General features: G+C 68.3%; 10 protein-coding genes. 8 read left to right on the forward strand and 2 right to left on the reverse strand.

Translation table 11 applies throughout. The annotated features are described in order from the left end of the window. The first annotated feature begins 81 nt into the window (after positions 1–81). From BpN12_RS22090 to BpN12_RS22105, 4 genes are read left to right on the forward strand one after another with little or no spacing between them, the layout of a single operon-like run. Positions 82–1,749: an ABC transporter substrate-binding protein gene (locus BpN12_RS22090; RefSeq protein WP_246797580.1), complete on the forward strand. Its 1,668-nt coding sequence runs from the start codon at positions 82–84 to the stop codon at positions 1,747–1,749. A gap of 19 nt (positions 1,750–1,768) precedes the next feature. Beyond that, the gene (locus BpN12_RS22095) at positions 1,769–2,707 is read left to right on the forward strand and encodes an ABC transporter permease (RefSeq protein WP_246797581.1); all 939 of its coding nucleotides are present in this window, start codon (positions 1,769–1,771) and stop codon (positions 2,705–2,707) included. Then, positions 2,708–3,538 (forward strand): ABC transporter permease, encoded by an 831-nt coding sequence (locus BpN12_RS22100; protein ID WP_246797582.1) that lies wholly within the window; start codon positions 2,708–2,710, stop codon positions 3,536–3,538. It begins immediately after the preceding gene. Further along, complete coding sequence (locus BpN12_RS22105; protein WP_246797583.1) at positions 3,535–5,385, forward strand: dipeptide ABC transporter ATP-binding protein; 1,851 nt, start codon at positions 3,535–3,537, stop codon at positions 5,383–5,385. The genes BpN12_RS22100 and BpN12_RS22105 overlap by 4 nt, the downstream gene beginning before the upstream one ends. A 136-nt stretch (positions 5,386–5,521) precedes the next feature. Here BpN12_RS22105 and BpN12_RS22110 read toward each other — a convergent pair whose 3' ends face one another. After that, positions 5,522–6,721 carry a porin gene (locus tag BpN12_RS22110; RefSeq protein ID WP_246797584.1) on the reverse strand — a complete coding sequence of 400 codons (1,200 nt, stop codon included), beginning with the start codon at positions 6,719–6,721 and terminating at the stop codon, positions 5,522–5,524. Positions 6,722–6,968: 247 nt separating this feature from the next. Between BpN12_RS22110 and BpN12_RS22115 the strand changes: the two genes are divergently transcribed. Further along, positions 6,969–7,952: a LysR substrate-binding domain-containing protein gene (locus BpN12_RS22115; protein WP_246797585.1), complete on the forward strand. Its 984-nt coding sequence runs from the start codon at positions 6,969–6,971 to the stop codon at positions 7,950–7,952. A gap of 99 nt (positions 7,953–8,051) precedes the next feature. On the opposite strand, the gene BpN12_RS22120 is transcribed toward BpN12_RS22115, so the two are convergent. Continuing rightward, on the reverse strand, positions 8,052–8,678 hold the full coding sequence (locus BpN12_RS22120) for an NUDIX hydrolase (protein WP_246797586.1): 627 nt from the start codon (positions 8,676–8,678) through the stop codon (positions 8,052–8,054). A 459-nt stretch (positions 8,679–9,137) separates the two neighbouring features. Here BpN12_RS22120 and BpN12_RS22125 point away from each other — a divergent pair, with 459 nt between their 5' ends. Genes BpN12_RS22125 through BpN12_RS22135 form a run of 3 tightly spaced genes read left to right on the forward strand, consistent with a single transcriptional unit; the run spans position 9,138 to position 12,892 of the window. Further along, positions 9,138–10,259: a succinylglutamate desuccinylase/aspartoacylase family protein gene (locus tag BpN12_RS22125; protein WP_246797587.1), complete on the forward strand. Its 1,122-nt coding sequence runs from the start codon at positions 9,138–9,140 to the stop codon at positions 10,257–10,259. Between the two features lie 30 nt (positions 10,260–10,289). After that, complete coding sequence (locus tag BpN12_RS22130; protein WP_246797588.1) at positions 10,290–11,393, forward strand: ornithine cyclodeaminase; 1,104 nt, start codon at positions 10,290–10,292, stop codon at positions 11,391–11,393. Further along, on the forward strand, positions 11,390–12,892 hold the full coding sequence (locus BpN12_RS22135) for a serine hydrolase domain-containing protein (RefSeq protein ID WP_246797589.1): 1,503 nt from the start codon (positions 11,390–11,392) through the stop codon (positions 12,890–12,892). The genes BpN12_RS22130 and BpN12_RS22135 overlap by 4 nt, the downstream gene beginning before the upstream one ends. Positions 12,893–12,919: the final 27 nt, after the last annotated feature.

Genomic DNA, 12,919 nt, shown 5'->3' on the forward strand with positions numbered 1-12,919 from the left:
ACGGTGGCACGCATCGAGCGCCCCGCGGCCGGAGCGAGCATCCGGTCGAAGCACGTTAGCTGATACCGATCTGGAGACTGGATGCATCCCCTCACTGCCTGCACCGAGCCCCCGGGGCGCAAGCCAACCGCCACGATGGCGCGCCGCGCGGTGCTTCGTACCGGCCTGTCCGCGTTGCTGCTCGCCGCCGGCGCGCTGCTGATGCCAGGCCAGGCAGCAGAAGCGACACCCATGCCGCCGTCAGCCACCCCGGCCCAACCCGCGCCTCAATCACCGCAGCAACCCGAAATCCGCGTCGCCGAAGGCGCCGACACACCCACCTCGATGCCTGGCAACATCGCGCGCAACACGGCCACCGACAACATCCTCGGCAACGTCGTCGAGTCCCTCGTCGCGCTGCGCGCCGACCTCAGTGTCGGCCCGATGCTGGCCGACAGCTGGGACATTTCCCCGGACGGCAAGACCTACACGTTCCACCTGCGCCACGGCGTGCGTTTCCACGACGGCACGCCGATGACCTCGCGCGAGGTGCGCTGGAGCTACACGTTCCTGATGAAGCGCAGCTCGGGCTTCGAGTGCCGCAACGTCTACGACGGCAGTCGCGGCGCGCGCGTGCTGGACGTGCGCACGCCCGACCCGATGACGGTGATCTTCGATCTCGATCGCCCGAACGCGCTGTTCCTCACGCGCATGGTCGACCCGCGCTGTCCGCTCGCGGTGCTGAGCCCGTCGAGCGTGGACGCGGCCGGCCAATGGCTGAAGCCGGTCGCCACCGGCCCGTTCGAGTTCGCCGAATGGAAGCGCGGCCAGTATGTGCTGCTGCGTCCGTTCCCCGGCTACCGCCCGCGCGCCGAAGCGCCGAGCGGCCTGGCCGGCGCGAAGCACGCCTATGGCGACGTGCGTTTCGTGGTGATCCCCGACGAAGCCGCGCAGAAATCGGCGCTGGTGGCGGGGCAGATCGACCTGATGTCGGTGGGCGAGAACGGCGTGCTGCCACCCGATCCGCGCTGGCGCGTGATCTCGGGCCCGAGCACCGATTCGGCGATGCTGCTGATGCAGACGCGCGATCCTCTGCTGTCGGACCTGCGCCTGCGCCGCGCGATCTCGCTCGCGCTGGACCTGCCGGGCATCGTCAACGCGGTCACCGACGGTCGCGCGCCCTACGATCCGTCGCTGGTGCCGAGCGCCACGCGCCTGTTCACGCACGACGACGCGCAGGGCTACACACGCAACCTGCCCGAAATGCGCCGCCTGCTCACCGAAGCCGGCTACCACGGCCAGACGCTGAGCCTGGAGACGAGCCGGCGCTTCCCGCACATGTACACGATGGCCGTCTATATGCAGTCGCTGCTGGCGCAGGCGGGCATCGCCACGCGCCTCGACATCGTGGAGTGGGGCAAGCAGCTGGCCGATTTCCGCTCGGGCCGCTTCCAGCTGATGTCGTTCGCCTATTCGGCGCGCATCGATCCGGAACTGATGTACGGCGACGTGCTCGGCGACAAGGACACGCGGCCGATGGCGCAGTGGGAGAACCCGCGGGCGCGCGCGTTGCTGCGCGGCCTGCAGGGCGTAAGCGACGACGCCGCGCGCCGCCGCGTGTTCGATCAGCTGCACGAGCTGATGCTCGCCGACGTGCCGATGCTGATGATGTACTACGTGCCGGACCTGCAGATCGCGAGCCGCCGGCTGGACGGCGTCGCGTCGTGGCCGATGCGGCGCACGCGCGTCTTCAACGTGACCAAGCACTGACCCGCAGCGAGACTTCCGCATGTTGAACTACGTATTGAAACGGATCGTGATGGCGGTGCCGTCGGTGGCGATCGTCACGGTGCTGGTGTTCGCGATGATCCGCGCGATCCCCGGCGACCCGGCCCTGCTGATGCTCGGCGACATCAACGATCCCGCGCTGCTGGCGCAGATGCGCCACGGCTTCGGCCTCGATCGCCCGCTGCCCGAGCAGTTCCTGCTTTGGCTCACGCACCTGCTGCACGGCGATCTGGGCATGTCGATCGTGCGCCACCAGCCGGTGGGCGAGCTGATCCGCACCACCTTCCCGGTGACGGCGCAGATCGTGCTGGCCGCCACCTTCATCGCGGCGCTGGTGGCGATCCCGGCGGGGCTCGTGGCGGCCTGGCTGCAGAACCGCCGAACCGATTCGGCGATCGTCTTCACCGGCATCCTGTTCGTCTCGCTGCCGAGCTTCTGGATCGGCATCCTGCTGATGTGGGTATTCGGCGTGAAGCTGCAATGGCTGCCGACCTTCGGCTACCAGAGCTTCGCCGAGGCGGGCTGGGGCTCGCTGCGCTACCTGCTGCTGCCGGTGCTGGCGGTCGCGCTCGGCGAGATCGCGGTGCTGATGCGCGTGATGCGCGCGAGCAGCATCGAGGTGCTGCGCCTCGAATACATCGCACACGCGCGCGCCAAGGGACTGTCGGAGCCGCGCGTGATGCTGCACGCGCTGCCCAACGCGTTCGGCCCGACGCTGACGGTGGTGGGCCTCGTGCTGGGCCATCTGCTGGCGGGCGGCGCGGTGATCGAGACGGTGTTCACGCTGCCCGGCATGGGGCGCCTGCTGGTGGACAGCATCTACGCGCGCGACTATCCGGTGGTGCAGGGCTGCCTGCTCGTGATCGCGCTGCTCTACGTGCTCGTCAATCTCGTCGTGGACCTGCTGCGGCCGGTCTTCGATCCACGCATGAAAATCTGAATGAAACGCTCCCTGTTCAAACGCTTCAACTTGGCGGTCGGCACGCTGCTGGTGGCGTGGCTGGTGCTGACGGCCGCCGTCGGCCTGGTCTGGACGCCCTACGATCCGAGCGCGGTGGACCTGATCGCGCGCTTCGCGGCGCCGGGCGCGCAACACTGGCTCGGCACCGACGAGTTCGGCCGCGACGTGCTCTCGCGCATCATGGCGGGCGCCTCGGTCAGCCTCACGGTCAGCCTCGGCTCGGTGCTGTTCGCGCTGCTGGCGGGCACCGTGCTCGGCACCATCTCGGCCTATGCGGGCGGCGTGGTCGACCGCGTGGTGCTGGTGATCACCGATTCGCTGATGGCGTTCCCGGGCCTGCTGCTCGCGCTCGGCATCATGACCGTGGTGGGCGGCTCGAAGGGCTCGGTGGTGCTGGCGCTGGGGCTGGCCTACACGCCGTCGGTCACGCGGCTCGCGCACGGCGGCACGCTCACGCTGCGCGGGCGCGACTTCGTGGTGGCCTCGCAGGCGATGGGCAACGGCGGCGCCTGGACTCTCTGGCGCCATGTGTTGCCGAACATCGTCACGCCGCTCTTGGTGTTCGCCACCTCGCTGTTCGGCTCGGCGCTGCTGGCCGAGAGCGCGCTGAGCTTCCTCGGCCTCGGCGTGCCGCCGCCGGCGCCCACCTGGGGCGGGATGCTGGCCGACAGCCGCGACGCGATCGATCGCGCGATCTGGCTGGCGGTGTTCCCCGGTGTTTCGATTTCGCTGGCGCTGCTCGGCATCAACCTGCTCGGCGACGCGCTGCGCGACCTGCTCGATCCGCGCATGAAAGGAGTGACGCGATGACCGCGAACCAGAACGGTGATGCACCGGCGATGAATACGACCACGCCCGACGCGCCGCTGCTGCGCGTGGACGCGCTCACGCTCGGCTTCAACGTGCCGGGCGGCGACGTCAAGCGCGTGGTGGACGGCGTGAGCTTCGAGCTGGCGGCCGGCCATTCGCTGGCCGTGGTGGGCGAGTCGGGTAGCGGCAAGACGCTGATCGGCAAGACGCTGCTCGGCTTGCTGCCCGATTCGGCGCGCGTGCTCGGTGGCGGCGTGAGCTTCGGCGGCGCGCCGCTGCTCGCGCAGAGCGCCGCGCAATGGCGCGCCACGCGCGGCACCGGCATCGGCATGGTGTTCCAGGAGCCGATGGTGTCGCTGAACCCGGCGTTCCGGATCGGCGTGCAGCTGACCGAGGCGCTGATGCGCCGCCGTGGTCTGTCACGCGAGGAAGCCACGCAGCGGGCGCTGGCGATGCTCGAACGCGTCTACGTGCGCAATCCTCGCGACTGCATGAAGCGGTATCCGCACGAGTTCTCGGGCGGCATGCGCCAGCGCATCGTGCTGGCCTCGGCGATGCTGCTGCGCCCGAAGCTGCTGATCGCCGACGAGCCCACCACCGCGCTCGACTGCGTGGTGCAGAAGGAAGTGCTCGACGTGATGATGGAGCTGACGCGCGACGAAGGCACGGCGCTGATCTTCATCAGCCACAACCTCGCGCTGGTGGCGGCCTACACCGAGCGCGTGCTGGTGATGCGCGCGGGCACGGCGGTGGAGACCGGCACGGCCGAACGCGTGCTGTCGCGGCCCGCGCATCCGTACACGCGCGCGCTGCTGGAGGCGCTGCCGAAGCGGCCCGACACGCCGCCGGCCACGGCCGGCGACAGTCGCGCGGTGCTGGAGATGCGCGAGGTGGCGGTGGACTACGCGCAGCCGCGCGGCGGGCGGCTCGCCGGCTGGTTCAAGCGAACCCAACCAGGCTCGAGCACGGGCGGCGCGCGACGCGGCATGGTGCGCACCGTGTTCCCGACGTCGTTCCGGCTGCATGCGGGCGAGACGCTCGCGATCGTCGGTGAATCGGGCAGCGGCAAGACCACGCTCGCCAAGGTCGCGCTCGGCCTCGTCGCGGCGGCCGAGGGGCAGGTGCTGCTCGATGGCGCGACCTATCTGGACGGCGGCGCGAAGCGCCTGCAGGCCGCGCGCCGCGCGGTGCAGATCGTGTTTCAGGATCCGTACTCGGCGCTCGATCCGCGCATGCGCGTGGGCGAGCTGGTGGCCGAGGGGTTGCGGCTGAACCGCGATCTCGACGCGGCCGAGCGCGCCGCGCGCGTGGCCACGGTGCTGGGCGACGTTGGCCTTGGCGAGCACGCACGGCGCTTCGTTCACGAGCTGTCGGGCGGCCAGCGCCAGCGCGTGGCGATCGCGCGTGCGCTGGTGAGCCGGCCGGCCGTGATCATCGCCGACGAGCCGGTGTCGGCGCTCGACGTGACGGTGCAGAAGCAGGTGCTCGATCTGTTCACGTCGCTGCAGGCACGCTACGGTTTCGCCTGCCTGCTGATCTCGCACGATCTCGGCGTGGTGGAGCAGATCGCCTCGCGCGTGCTGGTGATGCTGCGCGGCCACCTGGTCGAACTCGGCACGCGCGCCGCCGTGTTCGACGATCCGTGCCATCCGTACACGCGCCGGCTGCTGCGCGCGGTGCCTGAGCTTCATGGCGACGGCGCCAACGGCTTTCGCGTGATGGTGCGCGAGGTGCCGCCGGCGCGCGGCGAGGCGGCCGACTATTTCGACCCGGACGGCGCGGCGGGCAGGCTGCCGACGCTGCACCGCGTGGATGGTCGCGACGGGCATTGGGTCGCGCGTTATTGATGGGCAGGACCGCCGCGAGTTGAAGGGTTGAAGGGGGAGGGCAAGCGGGCATCCCGCGAACCCCTTCGCCACCGGCGGACAATAAAAAACGGGCACCCGCCATCGGCGAGTGCCCGTTTCGTGCATGACCGAGCGATCAGAACTTGTGGCGAATGCCGAACACCACGGCGGCCTGCCGGTCGCTCGACGAGTTGGACAGGTTCGCGATCGCGGCCACGGCTTTCTTGCCCGTCGAATCGACGCCGCTCGCGTGCTGGTAGAGGCCGACCAGGTAGAGGTCGGTGCGGCGCGACAGGAAGTAGTCGGCGCCGAGGTTGACCTGGTTGTAGGTGGCGCCCGAGACCGAGCCCACCGAGCTGCCGGCCGTATAGGTGTATGCGGCGCCCAGTTGCAGCGCCGGCGTGACGAGGTACGACGCGCTCAGTTCGCCGATGTTGAACTTCGCGGTGCCGGCCAGATGCAGCGGGTTCAGGCCCGCGCCGGCGGTGGCGCCGAGGTGCTGGAATTCGACGTTGCTGTAGACGCCGCCGATGGTGGCGCGGCCGAGGTGGTACGCGGCACCGGCCGAGATCACCTGCCATGCGCCGGCCGAGGCGAAGCCGCTGAACACCGGGTTGGTGACGTTGGCGGCGTTCGCGGCGGTGGCGGAGTTGGCGTTCGGGTTGGTGCCGAACACCGAGTAGTTCGGGTTCTTGGCGCGTTCGAACGCGACGCCGAGCGCGACGGGGCCGTTGTCGTAGCCGGCGCCGAGGCTGTAGAGCTGGTTGCGCGTGACGTCGCCGGCCTGCCCGCCGAGACTATACATGCCGCCGAACTTCAGGCCGTTGTAGCTGCGGCTCGCGTACTTGATGGTGTTGTTGATGCGGTAGCTGTTGTCGAGGTTGTCGATGTCGCCGGGGTGCGCGCCGTAGATGCTGCCCCACTCGGTGCCGGGCACGAACTTCTCGAAGTTGGCCGATTCGAAATCGCCGACGTAATCGCCGAGCGAATCGTACTGGCGGCCGAGCGTGACGGTGCCGTAGGGCGTTTGCAGGCCGACGTAGGCCTTGCGGCCGAACAGGTCCCCGCCCTGGCCGAGCGCGCCGGTGTTGACGCTGTAGCCGCCCTCGAGGCGGAAGATCGCCGCGTAGCCGCCGCCGAGATCCTCGACGCCGCGCACGCCCCAGCGGTCACCCTGCAGGTTGCCGGAGGAGGCCGAGTACTGGCGGCCGCCCTTCGAGTTGGAGTTGAACGCGAAGCCGGTATCGATCAAGCCGTACAGCGTGACGGTGCTTTGCGCGTGCGCGGCGCCCGAGAGGGCGAGCAGCGCCGCGATGGCGGGAAGGCTTTTTTTCATCTTCGTGGTCCTCGGCCGAGCCGATGGGTGTGGTGTGATGCGGGAACATCCGTGTGTCTCCCCGCCCCCGACCTGATTGGTCGAGAGGAATGCTAAGCAGGCAATTTTTTGTCAGGAAGACCGATCGTATGCATCGTGATCTGATTGGGCGATCACCCGCCCGGCGCATGGCATCGCGCGATTGTTACGTGTGGGAACGGCGCAACGGCGCCGTGTTGGCGGGCCAGGACAGGAACGGGAGGACGCGATGACGCTGAGCCAGTTGCGGGCATTCTGCGTGGTGGTGGAGCAGGGCAGCTTCCGCGCCGCCTCGCGCACGCTGAACATCGCGCAGAGCGCGCTGACCCACGCGATCCAGAGCCTGGAGGCGGAGCTCGCGGCGCCGCTGCTCACGCGCTCGCACCTCGGCATCAGCCTGACGCCGTTCGGCGAGCGGCTGCTGATTCGCGCCAGCGCGATCCTGCGCGACTGCGAGCGGATCGACCAGGACATGCGCGAGCTGCAGGGCCAGCCGAGCGGCCGGATCGCGCTCGGCGTCACCTCCGAGCCGCTCGCCGAGCTGCTGATGCCGGTGCTCAAGCGCTTCATGGCCGACTATCCGAACGTGCTCGTGCATGTGTCTAGCGGTTCGTCGAAGATGCTGACCGAGCGGATTCGCGACGGGCGGCTCGATTTCGCGCTGTGCCCGCTCGCGCCGAACCTGAGCGACGCGGATCTCGAGATCGACCGGCTGTACCGCTCGACGGCCGCCGTGCTCGCGCGCGCGGGGCACCCAAAGGCGGGCGCGACCAGCATCGACGAGCTGGTGGACTGCGAATGGGTGGGCTTTCGCCGCGAGGGCATCGCCGGCTTCGCGGCAAACCGGCTCGTCAAGATGTTCGGCGAGCGCGGCCTCGGCATGCCGAAGATCGTGCTGACGGCCGACACGCTGCTCGAATCGCTCTACTTCGTCAGCGAGACCGACTACCTGACGGTGGACCCCGGCGTGCTGGCCGACCTGAAGCTGTTCTCGGGCGCGCTGATCCGGATCCCCGTGCGCGAGACCTTCAGCTCGCGCGACATCTGCCTCGTGCGGCGCAGCACCTCGCCGCCCACCGCGGTCGCGCAGGCGCTGGCCAGCATGCTGGCCTCGTATGCGCGGCTGCGGCGCGGCGTGACGGGCGGCGGCGGCCCGCACGGCGAGAGCGATGACGAGGACGAGGATGACGACGGCGGCAGCGCCACGCTCTAGGAACCGCCGTCATCGGCTCCCGATTCGTTGATGGCTTGCGTTGGCGGTTCGAATCCTGTCCGCATCAAGATGAAAATTGATGCGGACGCTAATTTGCGGCTATTGAGGAATTTTCAAAATATTATTGCGCAAATATTCGAGCGTGTAGTAGTACCAGTCGGTGCCATTTCCTGCGGTTTTCCAGGACGTGATGGTTTGCCAGTTGTCGGGGTTTTTGACGTTCCAGCAGCCTACGCTTTCAAGTTCGTTGTCGTGTGGCCACGGAGATATTTTATTATTTTCCGTAAATTCAACGACTTTATTGTATTCGTTGATTTTCCATTTGTTTTTTATGATCTCGTTTATGATTTTCACCGAGTTCGGCATGGAGGTGGAATGTATTTTTGAGCTGGTAGTGATGACGTCTCCACCGTTTGCAGCGCAAAAGTATGCGGCTCCCCAGGCGCCGACTTTGGGGATGTTGAAATTTTTAACTTCTTTTTTCGAGCAAGGGGGTAAGGCGAGCCCTGTCTCTTCAGAAAACTCGCGCGCGGCGGCCGCGTCAACGGCTTGGCCTTCCGTTCCGCCCCCCGGTAGTGCGTATAGCCCCGGGCCATTCTTGATATCCCGACCCGCGGAGTAGACGTTTCCCGTCTTGCCGTTGCCAAAGTAATACCCTTTTGTGCGTTTCTTGGCGATGAGAAACCAGCCATCCTGGTTGTATAAAACGGCATAAGCTGAGGCCATGATAGTCTCCGTGGTTGATTGGCTGGCGGCGATTTTATGAACGAGAAAGGCCGCCGGCTCCTACGCTACGCGATTTTGCGATTCGTGTGAAGCGGTTGTAAAGGCGAATTTCTTGGGGGTAAATTTACAATTCTGAGTCGATTGAACAAGTTGCTATGTAATTTTTGTCAAGGAAGGCTGTTTCGAATTCGCGTGCAGTGTTTCTGTAATTTCACTGATCGAAACGATCTTCTTCGCTATTTGCCGCCGACGATACGGCATTCCCCATCTCGGGTTCAGGTTGAGCTGGTGGATCCAGGTCCCCGCGAGTCCGCGCGGGCTGCTCGCACGCGCGTCGTGATCGAAAATTGCGATCACGATAGGTCCGAACCGGCTTCCTGGGGCGACCCGGTGTGGTTAGCATCGGTGTCCATCAACCCCGTCCGCGGACGGTCCCACGCAACCGAGGAACGCCACTTCATGTCTTCCCGCGAGATCCATCCCCTGCTGCCCGTCGCCGACGGCACCGCCCACCAGCTCTGCGTCGAGCGTTTCGGCTCGCCGCAGGCTCGCCGCAAGGTCTACGTGCAGGCGGGCCTGCATGCGGACGAAGTGCCGGCGATGCTGGTGGCCGTGTATCTGAAGGCGCGCCTGCAGGCGCTGGAGGCGGCGGGCCGGCTGCGCTGCGAGGTGGTGCTGCTGACGGCCGCGAACCCGGTCGGGCTCGCGCAGTTCGTGCTCGGCACGCCGGTCGGCCGTTTCGACCTGGCGAGCGGGCGCAACTTCAATCGCGGCTTCCCGGTGCTGGGCGAACGCATCGCCGAGGCGGTCGAGGCGCGCCTGAGCGACGACATCGACCACAACCGCACGGTGATCCGCGAGGCATGGAAGGCGCTGCTCGACGCGATGACGCCGCGCCAGACCTTCGACGATCTGCAGCGCCGCCTGATGCAGCTGTCGGTCGATGCCGACATCGTGCTCGACCTGCACTGCTCGCGCGAGGCGGCCATGCACGTCTACACGGGCGCGGCGATCTGGGACGAGGTCGAGCCGCTCGCGCGCTATCTCGGCGCGCAGGCCTCGCTGCTCGCGGTGGACTCGGGCGGCCAGTCGTTCGACGAGGCGCACAGCCTGACCTGGTGGCAGCTGCAGCAGCGCTTCGGCGAGCGCTTCCCGATCCCGCGCGGCGCGATCTCGGTGACGGTCGAGCATCGCGGCCAGCGCGACGTCAGCGACGCGCTGGCCGGCCGCGACGCCGATGCGATCATCGCCTACCTCTCGCTCACCGGCATGATCGACGCGCCCGTCGAGCCGCCGCCGCCGCTGCCGTTCCCGGCCACGCCGCTGGCCGGCAGCGAGCAGTTCTACGCGCCGGTGTCGGGCATCCTGCTGCACCGCGTGCCGGAAGGCACGCGCGTCGAGGCCGGCACCGAGATGTTCGAGATCGTCGATCCGGTCGAAGGCACACGCACCCGGCTGCACAGCCGCACGGCCGGCATGTTCTACATGCGCCGCGACGTGCGCTACGTGCGCGCCGGCGACCCGCTCGGGCGCGTGACGGGGGAGCATTCCGTCCGCACCGGCTACCTGCTCGGAGCCTGAGCCGAACTTTCACCAAGGAACCTGATCATCATGACGAGATACCTCGACGTCGGCGACATTCGCAAGCTGGTCGCCGCGACCGGCGCGGAGCGCTTCATCGCCACGCTCGCCGACTACATCCGCGACGACTACCTGCGCTGGAACGAATTCGACAAGTCCGCGCGCGTGGCCAACCACGTGCCCGGCGGCGTGATCGAGCTGATGCCGACTTCCGACGCCGACCTGTACGGCTTCAAGTACGTGAACGGCCATCCGAAGAACACGCGCATCAACCTGCTGACGGTGATGGCGTTCGGCGTGCTGGCCCGCGTCGATACCGGCTACCCGCTGCTGTTCAGCGAGTTCACGATCATGACGGCGCTGCGCACCGCGGCCACCTCGGCGCTTGCCGCGCGTGCCATGGCGCGCGCCGATTCGCGCACGATGGCGCTGATCGGCAACGGCGCGCAGAGCGAATTCCAGATCCTCGCGTTCCGCGCGATGCTCGGCATCCACGAGGTGCGCCTGTTCGACGTGGACGAGGCGGCCACCGACAAGCTGGTCCGCAATTTCGGCGGCACGCCGGGGCTCACGCTGGTCCGCGCGGCCAGCGCGGCCGAGGCGGTGCGCGGCGCTGACATCGTCACCACCATCACGGCCGACAAGACCAACGCCGCCATCGTCACGCCGGCCATGATCGAGCCCGGCATGCACCTGAACGCGGTGGGCGGCGACTGCCCGGGCAAGACCGAGCTGCACGCGGACGTGCTCACGGGCGCGCGCGTGGTGGTGGAGTTCGAGCCGCAGACGCGCATCGAGGGCGACATCCAGCAGCTGCCGGCGGCGTTTCCGGTGGTGCATCTGTGGGAAGTGCTGGCGGGCCGCGTGCCGGGCCGCGAGAGCGCGGCGCAGGTGACGGTGTTCGATTCGGTCGGCTTCGCGCTCGAGGATTTCTCGGCGCTGCGCTACCTGCTCGACGTCGCGACGCGGCTCGAAGTGGGCGAGGACATCGACCTGATCCCGATGCCGGGCGATCCGAAGGATCTCTACCAGTACGTGGCCTCGCCGTCGGTGCCGGCGCTGTTCGACGCGAGCGCGTCGCGCGCGCAGGCCGCGATGAACGCGGCGGCGCTGTTCGCCGGAGGCCGCAGATGAGCGCCGGGGTGAGCGGCGAGGGGAGCAACGGCGCGGCCGCGCGTTTCGACGACGGGCTCGCTCGCGCGCGGCCGTCGGCGGTGGGCGTCGATGCCGGCGCGATCGTCGCCTGGCTCGACGACGTCGAGCGTGCCGGGCTGGACGTCCACGCGTTCATGCTGCACCGGCACGGCAAGGTGGTGGCCGAGGGCTGGCGCTGGCCATACCACGCCGGGCGCCGGCGCAACCTGCATTCGGTGGCGAAGAGCTTCACGGCCTGCGCGATCGGCTTCGCGATCGAGGAAGGGCGGCTGCGGCTGGACGACCGCGTGGCCGACTTCTTCCCCGACGCGCCGGCCGCCCCGCATCCGGGCGCCGCGATGACGGTGGCCGACCTGCTGACGATGCGCACCGGCCATGCCGGCGAGACCTCGGGCGCGCTGTGGCGGCAACTGACGACGAGCTGGATCGACGCGTTCTTCGCGATCCCGGTCGCCACGCCGCCGGGGTCCAATTTTGTCTACACGAGCGCGGCCAGCTACATGCTGTCGGCCATCATCAGCCGCGTGAGCGGGCAGACGCTGCACGATTACCTGAAGCCGCGCCTGTTCGCGCCGCTCGGCATCCACGGCGAGACCTGGGATCTCGGTACGGATGGCATCAACCCGGGCGGCAACGGACTGTGGGCGCGCACGGCCGACCTGCTCAAGCTCGGCATCCTGCATGCGCAGCATGGCGTGTGGGAGGGCCGTCAGGTGTTGCCGGAGGCCTGGATCGAGGCGGCCACGCAGGCGCAGGAGGCATCGAATCGCTACGGCTATCACTGGTGGGTCCACGACGGCGGCAGCTACAGCGCGATCGGCGTGTTCACGCAGCTCGCGCGCGTGTTCCCCGAAGCCGGCGCGACGCTGGCCGTGACGGGCGCGATCAAGGGCAGCAAGCGGCTGATGCCGCTGATCGAATGGCATTTCCCGTCGGCGTTTCGCGCCGCGCCGTTCGATGGTGCCGAGGCCGATGCGCGGCTCGACGCGGCGCTCGCGCGCTGGCAGTCGCCCGACGCGGACCTGCCGTGGCAGCGCGCGTTCGACGGCACGCATGCGGAGCGTCCGGGGAAAGCTCAGGTGGTGGGTGACTGGCGTTATCGGCTCGATCCGAACGAGGCCGGCGCGACCGAGTTGCGGTTCGTGTTCACGGCCGGGCAGTGCGAGTGCCGGCTCGTCGATGCGGACGGCGAACACGTCGTGACGGCGGGGCTCGGCGACTGGATCGAATCGACCACCAGCATGCCCGGCACCGAACTGCATCACGGCTACCGCTTCACCGACAGCCCGGTGGTGGCGCGCGCCGGCTGGCTCGACGCGGCGACGCTGCGGATGGTCTGGCTCTATCCCGAGACGGCGTTTCGCGACACCGTCGAATGCCGCTTCGACGGCGAACGCGTGACGCTGCGGCGCGCCGTGAACGTCAACAGCGGCGCGCTCGAACAGCCGCCGCTGAGCGGGCAGCGCCTTCGCGCCTGATCACGCGCCACCGCTTCGTTTCAAGCG

This window comes from Burkholderia perseverans, assembly GCF_022870505.1.
Taxonomy (GTDB): Bacteria; Pseudomonadota; Gammaproteobacteria; order Burkholderiales; family Burkholderiaceae; genus Burkholderia; species Burkholderia plantarii.

Coding starts and splice junctions, on each gene's coding strand:
- BpN12_RS22115 (WP_246797585.1), top strand. CDS start 6,969: ATGACGCTGAGCCAGTTGCGGGCATTCTGCGTGGTGGTGGAGCAGGGC.
- BpN12_RS22090 (WP_246797580.1), top strand. CDS start 82: ATGCATCCCCTCACTGCCTGCACCGAGCCCCCGGGGCGCAAGCCAACC.
- BpN12_RS22130 (WP_246797588.1), top strand. CDS start 10,290: ATGACGAGATACCTCGACGTCGGCGACATTCGCAAGCTGGTCGCCGCG.
- BpN12_RS22105 (WP_246797583.1), top strand. CDS start 3,535: ATGACCGCGAACCAGAACGGTGATGCACCGGCGATGAATACGACCACG.
- BpN12_RS22095 (WP_246797581.1), top strand. CDS start 1,769: ATGTTGAACTACGTATTGAAACGGATCGTGATGGCGGTGCCGTCGGTG.
- BpN12_RS22125 (WP_246797587.1), top strand. CDS start 9,138: ATGTCTTCCCGCGAGATCCATCCCCTGCTGCCCGTCGCCGACGGCACC.
- BpN12_RS22110 (WP_246797584.1), bottom strand. CDS start 6,721: ATGAAAAAAAGCCTTCCCGCCATCGCGGCGCTGCTCGCCCTCTCGGGC.
- BpN12_RS22100 (WP_246797582.1), top strand. CDS start 2,708: ATGAAACGCTCCCTGTTCAAACGCTTCAACTTGGCGGTCGGCACGCTG.
- BpN12_RS22120 (WP_246797586.1), bottom strand. CDS start 8,678: ATGGCCTCAGCTTATGCCGTTTTATACAACCAGGATGGCTGGTTTCTC.
- BpN12_RS22135 (WP_246797589.1), top strand. CDS start 11,390: ATGAGCGCCGGGGTGAGCGGCGAGGGGAGCAACGGCGCGGCCGCGCGT.